General features: G+C 37.7%; 14 protein-coding genes and 1 pseudogene. 13 read left to right on the top strand and 2 right to left on the bottom strand.

Translation table 11 applies throughout. The features are described 5' to 3' along the window. Positions 1-503: 503 nt before the first annotated feature. The 12 genes from xerA (at position 504) to BM043_RS19575 (ending at position 17,001) form a co-directional block, all read left to right on the top strand. On the top strand, positions 504-1,607 hold the full coding sequence (gene xerA / locus BM043_RS17550) for a site-specific tyrosine recombinase/integron integrase (protein WP_092794043.1): 1,104 nt from the start codon (positions 504-506) through the stop codon (positions 1,605-1,607). Positions 1,608-1,890: 283 nt separating this feature from the next. Next, positions 1,891-2,085, top strand: a complete 195-nt coding sequence (locus tag BM043_RS17555) for a helix-turn-helix transcriptional regulator (RefSeq protein ID WP_092794045.1) — start codon at positions 1,891-1,893, stop codon at positions 2,083-2,085. Between the two features lie 4 nt (positions 2,086-2,089). After that, complete coding sequence (locus BM043_RS17560) at positions 2,090-3,658, top strand: type I restriction-modification system subunit M (protein WP_092794047.1); 1,569 nt, start codon at positions 2,090-2,092, stop codon at positions 3,656-3,658. A gap of 3 nt (positions 3,659-3,661) precedes the next feature. After that, complete coding sequence (locus tag BM043_RS17565) at positions 3,662-4,903, top strand: restriction endonuclease subunit S (RefSeq protein ID WP_092794049.1); 1,242 nt, start codon at positions 3,662-3,664, stop codon at positions 4,901-4,903. A gap of 1 nt (position 4,904) precedes the next feature. Continuing rightward, positions 4,905-6,047: a type I restriction endonuclease subunit R, EcoR124 family gene (locus tag BM043_RS17570; protein WP_092794051.1), complete on the top strand. Its 1,143-nt coding sequence runs from the start codon at positions 4,905-4,907 to the stop codon at positions 6,045-6,047. Further along, complete coding sequence (locus BM043_RS17575; RefSeq protein WP_092794053.1) at positions 6,044-8,890, top strand: type I restriction endonuclease subunit R; 2,847 nt, start codon at positions 6,044-6,046, stop codon at positions 8,888-8,890. The genes BM043_RS17570 and BM043_RS17575 overlap by 4 nt, the downstream gene beginning before the upstream one ends. After that, entirely contained in the window at positions 8,887-9,444 is a 558-nt protein-coding gene (locus BM043_RS17580; protein ID WP_218144166.1) for a hypothetical protein, read from the top strand. The genes BM043_RS17575 and BM043_RS17580 overlap by 4 nt, the downstream gene beginning before the upstream one ends. Before the next feature lie 4 nt (positions 9,445-9,448). Then, positions 9,449-10,270 (top strand): hypothetical protein, encoded by an 822-nt coding sequence (locus BM043_RS17585; protein ID WP_092794055.1) that lies wholly within the window; start codon positions 9,449-9,451, stop codon positions 10,268-10,270. Positions 10,271-10,772: 502 nt separating this feature from the next. Beyond that, positions 10,773-15,446, top strand: a complete 4,674-nt coding sequence (locus BM043_RS17595) for a sacsin N-terminal ATP-binding-like domain-containing protein (protein ID WP_143189573.1) — start codon at positions 10,773-10,775, stop codon at positions 15,444-15,446. Positions 15,447-15,738: 292 nt separating this feature from the next. Next, the gene (locus BM043_RS17600) at positions 15,739-16,083 is read left to right on the top strand and encodes a hypothetical protein (RefSeq protein ID WP_092794061.1); all 345 of its coding nucleotides are present in this window, start codon (positions 15,739-15,741) and stop codon (positions 16,081-16,083) included. Then, positions 16,080-16,835, top strand: coding sequence for a hypothetical protein (locus BM043_RS17605; RefSeq protein WP_092794063.1), 756 nt, complete (start codon positions 16,080-16,082; stop codon positions 16,833-16,835). Before BM043_RS17600 ends, BM043_RS17605 begins: the two co-directional genes overlap by 4 nt. Before the next feature lie 4 nt (positions 16,836-16,839). Next, the gene (locus tag BM043_RS19575) at positions 16,840-17,001 is read left to right on the top strand and encodes a hypothetical protein (RefSeq protein WP_177188515.1); all 162 of its coding nucleotides are present in this window, start codon (positions 16,840-16,842) and stop codon (positions 16,999-17,001) included. Between the two features lie 143 nt (positions 17,002-17,144). On the opposite strand, the pseudogene BM043_RS17610 reads toward BM043_RS19575, so the two are convergent. Together BM043_RS17610 and BM043_RS17615 are read right to left on the bottom strand one after the other, a co-directional pair. Beyond that, positions 17,145-18,379 (bottom strand): annotated as a pseudogene (locus BM043_RS17610) (IS91 family transposase). After that, a complete protein-coding gene (locus BM043_RS17615; protein WP_245753073.1) occupies positions 18,283-19,119 on the bottom strand; it encodes a tyrosine-type recombinase/integrase in 837 nt (278 codons plus the stop codon). The pseudogene BM043_RS17610 and the gene BM043_RS17615 overlap by 97 nt, the downstream one beginning before the upstream one ends. Before the next feature lie 197 nt (positions 19,120-19,316). Here BM043_RS17615 and BM043_RS17620 point away from each other — a divergent pair, with 197 nt between their 5' ends. Then, complete coding sequence (locus BM043_RS17620) at positions 19,317-19,787, top strand: hypothetical protein (RefSeq protein WP_143189574.1); 471 nt, start codon at positions 19,317-19,319, stop codon at positions 19,785-19,787. Positions 19,788-19,834: the final 47 nt, after the last annotated feature.

A 19,834-nucleotide genomic window follows, 5' to 3' on the forward strand; every position in this document is an offset into this window, starting at 1 on the left:
ATTTCAAATCTCAAACAGCAGAGGTTTTACTGCTGATACCGCTAGGATTTCCTTTTCTTGTCCTTTTGGCTTAGCCCAAAAGGACCAAAAACCCAAGGCTTGGAGCTTTGTTATCTTTCCTAGGAAAGATTTTTTGGCAGGAAAGCTCACCTAAAAATACCCGGATCTCTGAGACAAGCTCAGAGCTAGGGTATTTTTTTGACGGCTCGCTAATCCTTCCAAAAACCACAAATCTCAAGGCCGGTCCAGGTTATGTCTATTCTGGGATAAATTCCGCCGTGGTGAGTAGACTATCCGTCCACGGCAGATCCCGAACAACCTAGCAAAATACCCTCCAAGGGTTCATCTCAATTGAAAAAAAGAATTTCAACTTTCACACAATCATCAGAAAAACCAATCCCTTGGAAGGTAGCCGAAGGAAACTAAAACTAAATTTTTTCAAACTCAACCATCATCTTTTTCCGAAAAAGTCCTAAATTAACTCATCGTTTATTTTTACCGCCATGCAGACGATTAGAGTCAAAAGCGCCGGAAGTAAAAAGAAACCGCTTGTCTATGTGCAGTTTAATTATGATCCGCTTTTGATCCGTACGATAAAAACCTTTTCGGGGGCTACTTGGAGTCCTGGCCAGCGTGCATGGATTCTGCCCTATTCAGATTCCATTATTTCAGACTTGCTTTCCGCTTTTAAAGGACAAGCTTGGCTAGATTATTCAGGGTTTAAGAAAATAGAGAAAGAGCCCTCAAATCTCCTCCCCCAACTTTCTGAAGATCGAAAATCGGATATATTGAAATTTATCGATTCCATGCGGATCAAAAGACTTTCCGAGTCCACCGTAAAACAATATGCCTACAGCCTTAAACTTTTATTCCGCTTTTTGGAAAATAAAAGTCCAGAGAAAATTGATCACCAAGATCTCAAACAATTTCAAAAAGAATACATCCTAAAACATGGCTATTCGTCCTCCTATCAGCGGATTATTTTGGGAAGTGTTAAGAAATATTTTGAAATGGAGGCCAACCGAAAGATCGATCCTGAATCCATTGATTTACCCAAAAAGGAAAATCCTCTGCCTCATGTATTAAGCAAAGAAGAAATCAAATCGATTTTGGAAGCACTCCCAAATATCAAGCACCGCACGGTCCTGTCCTTGATTTATGCTTGTGGTCTTCGTAGGTCTGAGGTCCTGAACCTTAAACTGGAAGATATAGATTCCAAAAGAAAAATCCTGCGAATCAATAAAGGCAAGGGGAACAAAGACAGAATTATCCCCATCAGCAAGAAAATAATTGAAATTCTAAGGGAATACTATAAAAGTTATCGGCCGAAAGCGTACTTATTTGAGGGGACAAAAGAAGGAAAGCCCTATTCAGCAAAAAGCTTGGAAAATATTTTAAACCAGGCAGTTAAAAAAGTTGGCATGAAGAAGAAACCGACCTTACATTGGCTCCGTCATTCTTATGCTACCCATTTGTTGGAAGGAGGCACAGATTTAAGATTTATTCAGGAGTTATTGGGACATAGCAGCAGCCGAACGACCGAGATTTATACCCATGTATCCAATCGATCCCTGAAAGACATAAAATCCCCTTTCGATGATTTATAGCAAAGTGATAAAGCGAAGTTTTACTGCATTTATCCCCCATATTTGGTGGGATAAGCGTAATAAAAGTGCGTTAAAAAGTAAGTTGTATGCCATGCTGAAAAAGCCAACGCACAAATAGGCACATTTGGTTTTTGCCGACCCACAATCCAAACGCAAAAAACCAAAAGAGCCTATTTTTTTGCCTACGCTCGGACAGACCAACAATGAAACGAACGAAATGTATATTGAAAAATGAGATAAACGGAAAATTCGAGCTATTTTAGCGACTTAAATTTATGCGGACATGAACCGAATAAAGGAAGTACTTGAAAAGAAAGGAATTAAACAAACTTGGTTAGCTGAAAAACTCGGAAAGAGTTACAACATGGTAAACGGATACGTACAAAACCGACAGCAACCAAGACTTGAAATCCTTTTTGAGATAGCAAGAATCCTTGAAGTGGAAGTAAAAGACTTAATCAAAGAAGAAAAAAAATAAATATATGTCAGAAGACCAAAAGAAAATACTTGAAAGCCAACTATGGGGAATCGCTAACCTGCTGAGAGGCAAAATCAGTGCGGACGACTATCGAGACTACATTCTTGGCTTTATCTTTTACAAGTATCTTTCAGAGAAGCAAACACTTTACGCCAATGAACTGCTTGTTGGTGAAGCGGTAACCGATTACAAAACTGTAACGGATAAAGAAACCTTAGACGCCATCAAGGAAGAATCTTTGCTGAAATTGGGTTATTTCTTAGAGCCTTCTCAACTCTTCTCTGTTTTAGCTGCCAAAGGAAATGCTGACATTGAAAGTGAAAGCAATTACATCTTGGAAGACCTCAAGTCTGTGCTTAATCATATTGAGCAAAGCACCATGGGTACAGAATCTGAAGAAGATTTTAATGCTTTGTTTGAAGACTTGGATTTGAATTCTACCAAGATTGGTAGAACCGTTGGTGCCCGTAATGAAATCATTGTTAAAATCCTGAATTACCTTGACAAAATAGATTTCAAATTAGAGGAAATTGATTCTGATGTCTTGGGTGATGCTTACGAATATTTGATTGCAAGATTTGCAGCAGGTGCAGGGAAATCGGCAGGTGAGTTTTATACACCTCAACAAGTTTCTAAGATTCTGTCAAAGATTGTAACCACAGGAAAATCTAAAATTAAATCAGTATATGACCCTACGTGCGGTTCAGGTTCATTGCTTTTGCGAGTAGCCAAAGAAGCAGATGTAAGCGAGTTTTACGGACAGGAATTAGGACGCACAACTTACAACCTTGCCCGAATGAACATGATTTTGCATGATGTTCACTTTCGTGAGTTTAACATTGTGCAGGAAGATACATTGGAGAACCCCCAACATTTAGACAAACGCTTTGAAGCGGTAGTTGCCAACCCACCTTTTTCTGCGCATTGGAAAAGTGATGCCAACCCCCTTTTTAATACAGATGAACGCTTTAGCCAGTACGGACGATTAGCACCCAAAACCAAAGCCGATTATGCTTTCTTAACCCACATGCTTTATCAATTAGCTGACAATGGTATTATGGCAAGCGTTTTTCCGCATGGAGTATTATTTAGAGGGGCTGCCGAAGGTCATATTAGGGAGTACATCATCAAAGAGATGAATGCCTTGGATGCCGTGATAGGTTTGCCTGCCAATATTTTTTACGGTACGTCTATTCCTACTTGTATTATGGTGCTGAAAAAATGCCGTGAGGTAGATGACAACATTGTGTTTATTGATGCAAGTGGTGAAGACCATTACATTAAAAATGGTAACCAAAATACTCTTCGTGATGAAGATGTAGAACGTATTGTAGACACCTATCGCAAGCGTGAAACCATTGATAAATACAGCTATGTAGCCACATTAGCGGAGATTGCAGAAAATGACTACAATCTGAACATTCCACGCTATGTGGACACTTTTGAAGCGGAAGAACCAGTGGATTTGGATGTTGTTTCTGCTCAACTCAAAGGAATAGAAACTGATTTACAAAGCACCAACGAGACCATTGCGGGTTTTTGTGCGGAACTAAATATCTCAACACCATTTTAGGCTATGGCAGAAGTTAATGTAACACCTGAGTTGAGATTCCCTGAATTTGATAACCCATTGAATTCAACAATACTTGGAGATATTGCTACTTTCAGCAAAGGAAAAGGAATATCAAAAGCAGATATTGATGAAAATGGAGCTTTAGAATGTATTCGGTATGGTGAACTGTATACACACTATTCTGAAATCATTAATGAAGTATATTCTAAAACAAACGTTCCAGCGAATGAACTTGTGCTAAGTGAATCAAATGATGTAATTATTCCTGCGTCAGGCGAAACCCAAATTGATATTGCAACTGCATCTTGTGTGCTTAGAGAGGGAATCGCCCTTGGTGGCGATTTAAACATTATTAAATCTGCTATTAGTGGGGTCTATTTGTCTTATTACTTGAACAATGCAAGAAAGACGGACATTGCAAGACTCGCTCAAGGTATCTCAGTTGTGCATTTATATTCAAGCCAATTAAAGACTTTATCACTTAAGATCCCTTCGCCAGAGGAACAAGAAAAAATCGCCAGCTTCCTTACAGCCATTGACGACCGAATCCAACTTTTGCAAAAGAAAAAAACCAAGCTAGAAGCCTACAAGAAAGGAGTGATGCAACAACTCTTCTCGCAAGAGGCAAGGTTTAAAGATGAAAATGGAAATGACTTTCCAGATTGGGAGGAGAAGCGATTGGGGGAAATTGGAATCACATTTAATGGGTTAACAGGTAAAACAAAAGTTGATTTTGGAGAAGGCATGCCCTATGTCCAGTACATGCAGATTTTCAGTAATTCTAAAATTAATGTTCAGGAATTTGGTTTCGTGAAAATTGAAGAAAACGAGAACCAAAGCAAGGTACAATACGGTGATGTTTTCTTTACTACTTCATCCGAAACGCCAAATGAAATTGGAACAGCATCTGTAATGCTTGAAGAGGTTGGTGATGTTTACTTAAATAGCTTTTGCTTTGGCTTTCGTCCAAATTCACTCACAGAATTAGTTCCTCAGTTTTCTCGCTATTTATTCAGAAGCGAACTGTTTAGACGGGAAATAATAAAACTAGCTCAAGGAAGTACACGGTTTAACATGTCCAAAGTGGAATTAATGAAGCTGCGAGTGCTTCTACCAAAGGAGGCTGAACAAAATAAAATAGCTGACTTCTTGACTTATTTGGATGATTCAATTGAATCAATCGGGGTTGAAATAGACGGTTCAATAGAGTACAAAAAGGGTTTACTTCAAAAAATGTTTGTGTGATATGGAACTTACCAAACAATCCATATCAAATCATTCCAGACTAATTCCAGGCATAGAGGGATATTTGACGCTCATTGATAAAATTGAAGAAAACAAGAGCATCCATCCTGATATTGCCATAGAAACTTGTAAATCCTTACTTGAAGGTTTGTGTCTTAAAGGACTTTCACTATTAAGCGATAAGTACATCAACAGCAAATCCTTAAGAACCAAGTGCAAAAATGATTTGAAGATACTCACAAACACGGCTTTTGATGAAGTTTACACTGATTATGTAGAGTCACAAGTCCATGAATCACTCGCCAATATGCTTATTGACATTTCTGTGACTCAAAAAATCAAAGACAACGCCAAAAGAAAGGTAAGAGAACAAGCCATTGAAGCTGTTGCAAAAGTCTCTGCTATTCGTAACGAGAGAGGTGATATTTCGCATGGTCGAGATTATCCAAAAACACAGGAGAGTAGTATCACTCTATCCAAATCAATCAGTTCTATCACAGATGGTATTTGCTCGTTTATGATTGAACAAATAGCAGAGAAATATTTACTAAAGCTAAAAACACAAGACAGGTTAATTTATCAAGACTTGACTGATTTCAATGATTGGCTTGATGAAATGCATCACGTTTCCACTATCAAAGTCGATTTTAGTAAAATTCTCTATGAAAATGCCTACGATAAATATGAAGAATACTACTACACAGAATATATAGACCTTGTTGAAACAGAAGAAGAGGCAACTAAAGAAATTTCTGATACACTTGAAGAAGAAGCTAAAGAAGTGATTGCTGAAGCTATTGAGGCTGAAACTTCTATAGAGCAACCAGTTCCTGAAAAAACCGAAAAATCTACTGAAAAGAAAGTTGAAAAACTTGTTACCGACTTTGACGAAGAAACCTTTTGGACTGAGGACAAAATTCAAGCACTTCAAGAATTTGCAGAGGCAGAAAATTTAAAAGTTGAGGAACTAAAAGTAGTGGTTAATGAATATCTGTTTAGTGAGAAACCACCATTACGAGATGATGTTGCGAAAACAATGCTCGAAAGACCTAAGTTGTCGGAACTCAAAACAGTAGTTCCCAGTTTGACCGAGAAAATAATGGCTTTTGCCAATGACCTAAAAAATCCAGAAGCAGAAGCATGACCTCACAACCCGAACAAATATTAGAAAACAATTTAGTTTCCCAACTTGAAAGGCTTGGCTATCAAAAGGTGGTCATTCGTGATGAAAATGAGCTTTTAGCTAATCTCAAAAGTCAATTAGAGAAGCATAATAAGGTACAATTAAGCGAAAACGATTTTAAGCAAATACTCAACTACATCAACAAAGGCAATGTGTTTGAACGTGCTAAAATATTGCGAGACCGAGTGCCATATACCAACGCCCAAGGCGAAACCAAAACTGTAGAACTCATCAACCAAATTCATTGGTGCCAAAATGAGTTTCAGGTTACGCAGCAAATCGCCATGGAAGGCACGCACAAAAACCGCTATGACGTAACTATTCTCATCAATGGTTTGCCATTGGTTCAAATTGAATTAAAACGGAGAGGTTTAGAACTCAAAGAGGCATTTAATCAAACCAATCGCTACGAAAGACATTCCTATTGGGCAGGTCATGGTTTGTTTCAATTTGTGCAGGTTTATGTGATCAGCAACGGAGTAAATACAAAATATTACGCAAACGCACCGTTGAAAGCCCGCTCATTCAAACAAACTTTTTATTGGGCTGATGAAAAAAACCGCCTAATTACTCAGTTAGCGGCATTTTCGGAAGTGTTTTTAGAGCCTTGCCACATTTCTAAAATGATAACCAAGTACACCGTTCTAAACGAATCGCAAAAGATTCTGATGGTGCTTCGACCATATCAATTTTATGCCGTTGAAAATATAGTTGAGCGGGTAAAAACCACAACCAAGTACGGCTACATTTGGCATACAACAGGTTCAGGTAAAACCTTGACTTCCTTCAAAGCTGCTCAAATTCTTACAAATTTACCGCAAGTTCACAAGGTGGTTTTTGTGGTGGATAGAAAAGATTTGGATTACCAAACCACCAAAGAGTTTAACGCATTTAGCAAAGGAAGCATAGACGGAACAAACAATACAAATACTCTTGTTAAGCAACTTTCAGGAGATAACAAACTCATTGTTACCACCATTCAAAAACTCAATACGGCTATCAGTAAAACTCGCTATTTGGGGAAAATGGAAGCTTTGAGAAATGAGCGTATCGTTTTCATTTTTGACGAGTGCCACAGAAGCCAGTTTGGGAAAACTCACGAAGAAATTAATAAATTCTTTGCCAATTGCCAGATGTTTGGGTTTACGGGTACACCCATCTTTGAACCCAATGCAGGTAAAAATGAATATGGCAAACGAACAACCAAAATGCTTTTTGGTGATTGCTTGCACAAGTATGTGATTACAGATGCCATTAGAGACGAAAACGTTTTAAAGTTTTCAGTGGAGTACATCAGAACTTTCAAAAAGAAAGACCATATTCTCGATATCAATGTAGAAGCCATTGATGAAGCAGAAGTAATGGATTCCCCAATTCGCTTAGATAATATTTCGGAATACATCATTGCTAATCACAATCGAAAAACCCATAGCCGAGAGTTTACAGCCATTTTCTGTGTTTCGAGTGTTCCCATTTTGATTGAGTACTATAAATTGTTTTTGCAGAAAAAAGAAGAAGGAAAACACAACCTTCGGTTGGCAACCATATTTTCTTATTCTGCCAATGAAGAAGACAAAGATGCCGTTGGCTTTGTAGATGATGAAGAATTTTTAATGGCAGCAGAACCACAAGCAGAATATAATACCCAGCATACGAGGGACGAATTAGAAGATTTCATCATGCACTATAACAAGCAATTTGGAACAAACTACACCAGCAAAGACAATCAATCATATTACAACTATTACAATGACATAGCCAAACGAGTAAAACACCGCCAAATTGATGTTTTGGTTGTGGTAAATATGTTCTTGACAGGTTTTGACAGTAAGCATTTGAACACGCTTTATGTTGATAAGAATTTGAAATATCACGGACTTATTCAAGCTTATTCCCGAACAAACCGAATTCTGAATGAAGTCAAATCGCAAGGAAACATAGTTTGCTTTAGAAATTTGAAAGAAGCAACGGATGAAGCCATTACCCTATTTTCAAACAAGAATGCCATTGAAGAAATCATCATGCAGCCTTATGAAGAGTATGTTGCGAAATTCAACCAGGCATTTATTGCTTTATTACAGATTGCGCCCACGGTAAACAGTGTTAACGATTTACCAAGCGAAGAAGAAGAATTGGCTTTTATTCAAGCCTTTCGTGAATTGATGCGTTTGAAGAATGTGCTTTCCACATTCACTGAATTCAAGTTTGACGACTTGTCCATGACAGAGCAGTCTTTTGAAGATTACAAAAGCAAATACCTTGACTTGTACGACAAAGCCAAAGGTCACAACCAAAAAGAAAAGGTTAGCATTTTAGGAGATATTGATTTTGAATTGGAGTTGATACACCGTGATGAAATCAATGTAGCTTACATTTTGAAGTTACTCGCCAAATTGAAAGATGCAGCACCTGAGGAACAAGAGAAACAGAAGAAAGCATTGATTGAAATTGTAGCAGGTGATGCACAATTGAGAAGCAAGAGAGAATTGATAGAGAAGTTCATCCAAGAGAACTTACCTCATATTTCAGATTCGGACGACATTCCAGACGAGTTTGAAAGTTATTGGAATGAAGAACGGAAAGAAGCCCTCAAGAAATTAAGTGAAGAAGAAAGCCTTGACAAGGAAAAACTTCAGGATGTAATTGGTAAATACCTTTTTACAGAGAAAAAACCTTTGAGAGATGATGTAATTGGGCTTTTGAATAAAAGACCTGTTCTTAAAGAACGAGCGAATGTAGCAGAAAGAGTAACGGACAAGATTTTAAAGTTCGTTGAGACCTTCATAAATGGAATAACAGGATGAACATAGTTAATTTATTTTTTAGGCTATTCTTAACCTTCAATGCAACATCATTGATTCTAGTAGTGTTCTTGGTTAAAGAAGAGGTTACAGTCAATAAGCTAAGCCCGTATCTCGATAGCTTGCCAGCTTTTGTTTCCTACATTATCTATTTTCTTGTGCCAGTAATTTTTACCTTTTTAAGCGTGTTGCTTGCAAAAGGATTGGGTGATGATAGCATTGAAAAAGAAGGAGAAAACAACTCACCGATAACAGCGATAGAGCAGGCGAACAATGCGTATTTACCTAGCTATTTGGGGTATTTTTTTGTCGCTCTAAGTGTTCCGTTTTATGACACATTGATTTTTGTTTTTGCCATTTTGTTCATTTTCACGTTTTTGTCTCAAACATTATACTTCAATCCTCTTTTCCTTTTCTTCGGATTTCACTTTTACTATCTGACTACAGAGAATAACATCAAAATATTCCTCATAACGAAAAGAATTCTGAAAGACCCAAAAGGCTTGGAGTTTCCAGAATTGAAACGAATAAACGACTTCACGTTTATTGAAATTTAAAAATATGAATCATCTATTAGCTAGAACAAAAGGAAAGAAGGGAAAGCTTTATAAAGTGCTTTCTAAACAGGACATATATAGTTTACCAGATGATCTTGATAGTACTGTTGTCTTTGATTCAGATTACAAATTAGAAGATGATGAATGGTTTGCCATTGCAAACTTTTCAGAAGAAGAATACTGCTTAGATTTTTTAAAGAACAAGTTTGTGTCTGCTGAATATGTTCAAATCCCTAAGTCTGAATTCACAAAGATGGAATTTTTATGTGCCTATCAAAGTGGTGTGTTTTATTTTCAAAAAGTGACCTCTAGCCAAATTATAAGACGCAAATACTTTTCAATATCAGATGACCCTGTATTGAAAGACCAAGAGCCAATTGTCATCATAAACAGTATGGCTGATGCAATTTATGTGAAGGACAATGATACATTATATTTCAAGAAGCTCACCTCAATAACAACTATTTTCAAAGGCATCTATAAACTATACAAAGAAGCAACTCAAGAAGAAACGGAAGAGTTTTTACAAAATGACTTCATTAATTTATCAGAAGACTATTCGGCTGATTCAGTCAAAAAGGCAAACAGGAAGAGAATTGCAATGGCTATGGAAACATTGCAAAAATTTAGTCCAAAGGAGAAAAAGAGTATTTTCCGTTATATCCGAGAATATTGTGAAGACTTAGACTATGATGAGAAAAAGGGAGAATTCAACATTTCCAAGGAGGATGAATTGAAGAAGTTGCTTTTCGGAATAGAAGAACGTTATTACACAACAAGACAAGGAAAAGAAAAAAGATTAGCAAACTCTGTAACGAAGCTATGATGCCACCGCTCAACAGCCACACACATTGCCAAGCCGCTCAAACCAGCCGCACGAGCCAAAGCTTGTCAATAAGTGTGTCTAAGCCAACGCACGGACGAAAAGAAAGCACGGGCATACAACATTGTATAAGCGTAATGCGGGCTGAACGGCTAAAAATAAGCATTTTTGCTTCTAATAAACATTGCGGTATGCGGACAGTGAATCGCTCCGAAACCCCGCACTACGCTTATACTTGGCCGTTGTGTTTAATAGCCGCCAAGACACTTTGGTACTTTTAATGAGCGACAGAAAAAAATAAAAATAAAATGACTGACACGGTTTCCATAGGACAGTTTACGGTTGACAACCAATCTGTTGCTCAAAATCAACCTCGGTGGACTTGGACTATTGGACGATTCCGTGCAAACCGACATCTTTATAGCACAGAGACGATGAGGACTGACCAAGAAGAAAAAATAAAAAGCCCCTGCTTCGCATTTTTGAAAATTCCTGCAACCGCACATTGCACACATTTGCAAAGCCTCACAAGCCAATACACCACCCAAGCTTTGCAAAAGAGTGCAATTTTGCCAGCCCAACTTGTGTTATCGAGTTATTAAACGCCATGAATATGATGAGTTTTGAAAATCAGGTTAGAGCACTTATAGAAGATACAAGAAAGTTTTGCAAAAACCACTCTGACCGAATGGTGAGTGAATACAAGAAGGAAAAAAGTACAGCGAAGGAGTACAAGGGTAGAGAAATATTAGAATTAATTCAAAACGCAGATGATGCTAAATCAGATTCTATTCTGCTGAGTCTCGATACAAAAAGAAACACCTTAACAATAGCAAATCAAGGGGATCCTTTTACCATCCAGGGGGTGCGTTCCCTCATGATTCCCAACCTTAGTCCTAAAATCAAGAAATCCTATATCGGAAACAAGGGCTTAGGATTTAGAGCTATTCTTAACTGGGCCGTCAATATTAACGTTAAATGCAACGGAGTAGCACTAGAATTCTCAGAAGAAATTGTTAAAGAGGAATTTAAGACAATATTTGAAGATAAAACAAGAGAAAGAATATTGCAGGAATGGGAATTTAAAAAAAAGGTTATTCCAATTCCAATTTTAGCTATCCCCAAAGTGGACAAAGAAAGCGAAACAAATAACGACTGGACCACAAAAATTGAAATCAAATTTGACCCATCAATAATTAATCAAATTGAAAAACAGATTAAAGAACTTCGTGACGAAGTATTGCTTTTTTTAAATAATATCAATTCCATTCGGATTAAAGGAGCTACAGAAAAAATGATTCAAAGGGAACCGATAGGTAACGGGTTCAGGATTGCAGAAAAGAAATGGAAAATATACTCTGAGGAAAATGAACTGCCTAAGAAATATCAAGATAAAGATCAACAAGAAAAAGAACATTATTCTCTAAAACTTGCGCTTCAAGATGATTTAACGGATAACGTAAATGTCCTGTTTAATTATTTGCCGACCAAAGTTAATGTTGATTTCCCTATGGTAATTCACGGGACATTTGAGTTAGACGATTCCAGAAATCAATTAATTGAATCAGATAAGAATGAATTTGTCTTAGATAAACTCATTGATTTAATCATAGCAACTGCAAAGAAAATTAAAGAAACCGGTAGAATAGAGGCTACTTGGAATCCGTTAAGATTGTTGATTTATAAAAACACCAACAAGGTTTTAGAAGACCTGTCATTCTATAATAAAATTGAAGACAAGAAAGACAATCTTGAAATTTACCCCTGTCTTGACGATCAATATCGTTTAAAAAAGGATGTGTATTTTTACTCTAACGCATTTTCAGAATTTATCATTGCGTCAAAGCAAACAAGGCTTTTCCCAGAGATATTAAAACCAATCCCTAAAGGCATACCTACAGACGATATCATTTTCTCCCAATATCAGGATTCAGTCTTTGCTGAAAAGATTGATGCACTAAGTCGTGAGTTGAAGACCATAGAACAGAGAGCAGAGCTAATTTATTTACTATCATCTGATAGCATCTTCGCAAGAGAAAATAGGAAATATGCACTGTTGACAAATCAAAAAAACAAACTCATTTCCAAGGATACAGTTGTATATACCCCTAAAACGAAAGATGAAGCAAAGTTTCCATTACCAGATTTCATCAAACTTGATTTCATCAACAATTCTTTGTACGAAAAACTCCTTGAGAAATTTGAGCTTGAATCTAGCCACGGACAAGCGCGTGAACTACAGAGAAAAATAAGATCAATAATCAATATTCAGAGTTATGAACCGGTTCCCGTGCTCGAAAAAATCATTACTGGTACGAGAGGCGAAATCAAAAAATATCCCAAACGGAAGCAGGAGTTCGTTATTTCGATGATTCAGTCTTTGTTTCACATTAGAAAGAATAATCTTGATGAAAAAACCAAGTTGCCAGAAAACGTGAAAGTTGATATAATCAATAAGAATGGAGCGTTGGCCAATATTAAACTTTGTTATCTGAGTAAGGATTACCCGTCAGGAGAATTAACAGAGGATATTTTTGATAACATTTACAAGCGGAGTGAGTTTATTGCTAATAGGAAAAAATTTAAGCTCCAAGATGAAGATCCCCAAGAGGTTGAAGACTTTTTCATCTGGATGGGAGTAAATAAGCATACACAGTTTGAGAAATTGAAGAATCCAGTTGATTATCAGGATTTTATTTTTAAAAAAATAGAAAAGCCTGCCGGATATCACGAGGGAGAAACAGAGGTTAGTACTATAAAGGATTTTGGAGTTATTATTGAAAAACTGTCCCGGGAGAAAGCTGTACTCTGGATATTAAAGGACAATTTTATTAAGCAACAATTCGATCTTAGCGGAAACCAAGACAACCTACGTTGGAAGAAAAAGAGCGAATGGTATTTTCATTATTCTATTCACAATAAACCCTCCTACATCTTATACCAATTTCATCGGACAGAATTATTTAAAGATTTCATTATAGACGATTATAATGTGCCTTTTCTGAACCCCTTTGAATTTAACTTTAACCACCCATTATATGCGAAATATGGTGTTCAAAGAAGGGATATAGAGAACATAGTTCTTAAAATTGGTGCTAAAGAGTCATTTGAAAGTATTAGCATCGACAGGGTCATGAATATTTTGAAAAATCTTCCAGAAACAAATCATGATGGTAGGTTTACACAGAAGATTTATCGTCTCTCTCTTGAACATTACAAGCGAAATAAATCTGAATTGCCAGAAAAGGACTTTCCTCTGTATGCCCAAAACGGGAGTTCAGGAAAGTATGAACCGAATTCAGTGGTGTATTATTCAGATAACATTACTCTGCCAAAAAAAATTATAGATAGTAAACCTTTATTGAATCTTCCTCCTCGATCAGGGGAAGATCAAATATCAAAATTCTTTAGGACGAAGACATTTAAAGATATTACACTAAAAATTAAAAAGCCTATTGAAATTAATAAATCGCTAACTGATAATTTTTCCACAGAATTCAAAAAAATTCTTCCATATCTTTTTTGTTTTAGGCTGAATAAAATTAACAGCCAAAAACAAAAGGAAAAGGAAGCGAAGACACTCAAAGGGATTGGGATCAATATCTACCATAAATGTCATTATACAACGGGTGCATCTAAACTTGAACCACTTGAAATTAATGACTTTATCAATGAGGGGAGTAATTTTCACATCCGAGCAAAGGATGTAGATGTAAATGGTCTAAAATCGGATTCAGGATTTTGCGATGCCTTCGCTGAAATAATGTGCATTGTTCTAAATGTAAATGATCATAGAAACGAATTCCGCTTTGCGTTTAAGAATGACAGAAAAGATACAGAGCATTCGATATTACATGATTTGGGTTCGGAAATATTAGATGAAGCTAAGCAACTAATGGGTGTATCCAATTACGAGAGAAATTTCTGGCATACAATTTTCATGCTCAAGCAAATTGAAATTGAAGGAATTAGAGATACTGATCACATTATAGAAATTGCTCAAACTAAGTTAAACTTAAATATTACCGATTGTCTTAATTATATAGATTTTGAAGATCTTTCTAACAAATCGAATTATGAATATCTGAAAGAACTGTTCAATATTTTACGACTTTCACCTGCTGATTTTAACATTATTTCTGAAATGGAGATTAATCTCACAAATTACCATCTTGAAAAAATAAGAATGGCAATGTTAAATTATGAAAATGACTTTAAAAATATTCTTTGGCATAAGCTATCCAAAAATAGAAATGAGCAGGAATTATTTCTTAATAAGATTTTTTCTTTTACTAAAGATTACCCTGAGTATCTAACCGAGGAATTAAATAAATACAATACCCTGTTTGAGTGTCCTTATGCTGAAATAATAAATGATTATGCACGAAGCATTTTTTCTATAAACCTTGATGATCCAATAGAGGCAAAAGATTACGAATCAATTCTGAAAAGCAACTTAAAAAAAATAGGTTGCGAAAAGGAAGATTTAAGCAATAAACATATTAGCTTGCTGTGTTTCGATGGTAATATAGATGTAGTAAAATCGGACTTGGAAAATGAAACTCAAACTGAAAATGATGATACTGGTTCAGGTAACGATGAGCCGAATGATAATGAACTTCAAGTAAGTGTTTCATCATTAAAGAAGCCTGTATCAACAAACACCGGCAAGAAAAAGCGTAAAGGAAGTGGTGGTACGTATAGTGCAAAACGAGATAGAGAAAACAATAAAAAAGGTGAGCTGGCCGAAAAGAAAACTTATGCCCATTTGCTAAAAGAGTATGGTGAAGATAATGTAGTTTGGGTATCAAAATACTCCAGGAAAGCGGATGCAGATGATGAAGCTGGTTATGATATGAGATATAAACACCAATCAGGTGTATGGAAATATGTTGAGGTAAAGTATGTTTCATCTAACTACTTCTTTTTGTCAAAATCTGAAAAAGAATTTGGACTTGAGCACAAAGAGAATTACGAACTTGCACTAATGAAAGACGGCACCATACATTTTATTAAGGATTTTCTGATCTTCGAGCATCAACAAGAAACATTTGAAAACAACACTAAATATAAGATACAAGAAAATGACTATTTGGTATATTTTGAATTAAAACAAGATGACGAAGGCGATAACAGTCCGGCAACATCGGACAAAGCACACACATTTGCAAGCCGCTAAAAAACAATCGCACAAACCAAAGCTTGCAAAAGAGTGTACTTTAAACGACTGAATGGAAATTTTCAAAAATGCCCCACGCGCAACAAAAAAAGAAAAGGACAAAGTACTATAAAGAAACAGTAGGGAAGGCGGCTACTAAAACACAACAAATGCTTTAGGCAATGGCGGCTGACACGGTAAAAATGAACATTAAAACACATAATAAACATACGGTTTCGGTTGACAGTGACGAACTTCTAAATCGCCACTGCCCATAGCCAGAGCCGTTGTAGCACATTTAAAAAGAACCCACATGAGAGTGATTATTGCCATTTTGATTTTAATAACACCCACAATTTCATATTCACAAGACTATGAAGAACATGATGTGGAAGAATTTTACAAGAAAATTGAACTTGAAAGCGGAACCCTTGACGAAGATGGAGACGAAATAGATTTCATTTTCGTTGAGACTGAACTCGACCAAGGACAATATGAAATTGAAATAACCGATGGACCGGGAGACTTGTACGAAATAAAGGGAACGGACTACTTTATCAAGTTCAAGTTTTACTATGGATATGCAGGTTATGGAGAAGAAGGAATATTAGATGTTGGCACTTCTGCTTGGTCAAGTACATTTTATAAAAAAGAATGAAGGAAAAATCTCCAGAAGAAATTTTCGTAAAGGAACTTGAAAGACTTCTTCTTGCTGCAAAAGAAAAGGACGAGTTTGAATATGTGTGTGCGTTAATGAATTTTAGTGGCATGGGAGACGCAAGAGCTCTCAGTCATATCTATGAAAGTCAAGAACTTCTATTTCAGGTAAGTGAACAGATTAAAGCAGCAAAAAACCTAAATGAAGCCACTAGATTTTTCCTCTTATTGTATTGCCACATTTTCGAGATGGATGAGTTTTATAATATCATTGGCAATATGCTCAGAATTACTCTCGGTGAGAGATATGGTGTCTTACTTTACAACTCACCAACTATAAAACCAGAACTAAAACCCGCAAATAAGATTGATAAGTTGGCAAGTCTTGCTAAAAAGGCAAAATTCGAGTTATTAACTGACACTGTTTATAGCCTTTATTCAAGTCCTTTAAGAAATTCTTTTTTTCACTCCTCATATTCATTAAGTGGAGACAACTATCACATTGTTTCAGGTAAGAATTTTAAGATTAATGGTGTTATGACACCAATGGCTAGTATTAGAGATTATGTAATACCCATGACACAATCGACAGTAAACATGGGCGGAAACTTTTTTAACGTACTTAACCAAGCCAGACTGTCATATAAAGAGAATAAAACTGTAATTGGCAGACTGCAACCCGATGGTGTTAAAATTGAAATTATGGGTCACCCAGAAAATGGACTAAGTGGCTTTAGAACAATAAATGAATAAAAACGTGCTACAACAACTAGGTTTTCGTCGCGTGCGAAGCACAGCCCGTCCCGATGATAATCGGGAAACGATGAAACCGCTGTTGCACGAAACCGGTGAGGTGCCTATGGGGATTGAGTCGGTATTTTTGGAGGCAAACGAGGTGTCCACTAAGATTGAAAAGTAATCCCTGCCATCAGATTCAGTATCGAATCAAAAAAATTAGATCATTTTGAGCCCTTCCAGACCTGTTTTGGAAGGGCTTTTTTGTGGCATTGGCATAGCTTCGCCCCTCCTGCGGCGGGCAGGCACCCTGATCAAAATCAGGAATTAAAATTGGGTGGCTACAGAAGAAAAGTTCGCCTTTGGCGGGCCACGCTTAGGCAAGCGCTGGATGCTCACCATGCTATCCTCCTGACAGCAAGGGCAGTATCGCGGGTTGTAGCTTTCCAGAATTCTGGGCTCTTTTTTCGGAATCGGAATCCCAAGTTCCCGATGGATCAGGGGAATGGTGACCTGATTGGCCGAACTCCCTAAGATTCCAAAATGTCGGATCCGTACCAATCCTCTGGGTAAAATCCCGATGCTCGGGACAGGTAATGCATGGAAAATCTTCTGATAAACTCCAGATTGTCCAGACTCATTTCCAGCTTTTGAGCACCCTGCCGGTAGTCTTTGTAGCTGAACCTGGTCTGTGTTGGACCAATATCCAGAATCCGGTGGTTGGAGATCGCTACTTTGTGGGTGTATCGGCCCAGGTATTCCAGCACGGCCTTGGGATGGCCAAAGGGCCGCTTGGCATAGACCACCCACTCCTTTTGGAAGAGCTGATCGATCAGTTCCTTTTCCGGTTTGATCCGGGACTTGAGTGCTTTGACATACTTGGCCCGAAAGACTTTGCTCATCGCCTTGACCGGAAACAGGTATTTCCCCTGGGTTTTGGCCATCTTCCACCTTCCGCTTTTAGTCAGTCCGTCTCCCGGCACAATGCAGTGCAGATGGGGATGAAGGCTAAGGCTCTGTCCCCAGCTGTGCAGAATGGCGATCATTCCGGCTTTTGCCCCTAAGTGTTTGGGGTCTTTGGCAAAGCAACGGACCGTCTGCCATGCAGCTTCAAACAGACTGTCATAGACGGCCTTGGGCTGGCACATCGCCAGTTGGTTTACCGTGTCTGGCAAAGTAAAGACTACATGAAAATACGGTACGGAAAGTAATTCCGCTTCTCTCTTGGCGATCCAATCTTCCCTATTTTTCCCTTGACACTTTGGGCAGTGCCTGTTCCGACAACTGTTATAGCTGATCCGAGTATTCCCGCAGTCTTTGCAGGCATCTACGTGTCCACCCAAGTCAGCAGTCCGGCAACGCCTTAATGCCGAAAGCGTCCGCACCTGCCAACGGTTGATCTGGGGATGATGCTCCACCTCGGCCCAGTGCTGTCTTAGCACTTGAGCTACTTCAAAGCGGGGCTTCACTTTCTGGACAGATACAGTCGGTCCAATGGACTGAAGGCCCGATACTTTTCTGTCTGGGCGACGTGAAGGTAGATCATGGTGGTATCGATACATTCATGCCCCAGTAAGTCTTTAATGGTCAGGATATCCAGTCCTTCCTCCAGTAGGTGGGTGGCATAAGTGTGCCGAAGCGTATGGACGTTCATCGGCTTGAGAATACCGGCTTTCTTTTTGGCTTCGTTCACAGCCCATTGCACCCCTCGCTGGGAGTAACGTCCGTCAAAATCCCCTCCTGCACGACCGATGATCTGTTCGCCTTTACTGTTGAACAGCCACTCAATGGGCTGTTCGGATTCAAGGTAAGTCTTTATTCCACGGATCAGGATGTCTGCCAAAGGCACATAGCGGTCTTTCTTTCCTTTGCCGTCTTTTACATGCAGGACTTTCCGATCAAAATCCAAGTCCTCGATTTTTAGATTCCTTACTTCAAAACAGCGAAGTCCGCACCCATAGAGCAGCCCGATCAGAATTCGATGCTTAAGCAACTTGGGAGCTTTAAGTAAGCGACGGACCTCTTCTTTACTGAGTACAACAGGGAGTTTTTTGCTGCGCTTGATAGTCGGAAGTTCGATCCGCTTATCTTTCATGCCTTCTATTCGATAGGCGAACCGAAGTGCATAAACAGTAAACTTAAAGTAGGAATCAGAAGGAGTATTATGACTCCGCTTGACCAGATGTAGGTAATCATTGATCCGATCAGGATCTACCAGAGTTGGAAGTTCATTGAAATGGATGGCCAGCTTGGCCAGATGTCTGGCATAGTTTGATAAAGTGCTTTTACTTTTGCCTGCCACTACAACTTTATGCTCAAACTTGGCTAATAGTTCGCTAAAACCTGCTACATTAGAACAGGCAGTCTGGATGAGGTTTTCCTTTTTTTTTCATGATTAAAACGAGATTAAAATTGATCTAAAAAGTTACCTCTTTCTGGCTGCTCTTGAAACTACCACAGGTTTAGTGCAACATCGGTTAGCGAAAATTGAAAAAAACCATGGAAAGCAAAAATTTATATCACAAAACTTTGAAATACTTGTTTCTAGGCTTAGGAATAATAATGTTAATAACGTCCATTTTGTCTTGGTTCTTTCCGGAGTTATTCTGGGTAAATGGTGAGAAAATGGAACAAAGCATCGTTACCACGTTAGTTTTTGGAATGATAGGAATAGTTTGCTTTCTAATATTTATTGCTGTAAAAGATAAATTTGTGACAGTTAAATTGGGAGGTCAAACATTAACCATAAAAAATGGGGATGGGGAGAAAAAAGTAAATTGGATGGAGGTTGAATCCCTTTCTCTTATGCAGTTTTTTTATCCTCCCTTATATAAATTAAAAGTTAAAGGAGACAATAAAGTCTATTGGTTTAACACGGAAAACATATTTATCATGGCATCAGGATTTATTAAAGATTTAAGTGAAATGGGAGATTTAATTCAGAAAAAGAAAAGAGAATTAGGAATTTAAATTTTACAAATCATTTGACCATCAATAAATTATTTCCGTAAATTGAA

The organism is Algoriphagus hitonicola, from assembly GCF_900113375.1.
Classification (GTDB): Bacteria; Bacteroidota; Bacteroidia; order Cytophagales; family Cyclobacteriaceae; genus Algoriphagus; species Algoriphagus hitonicola.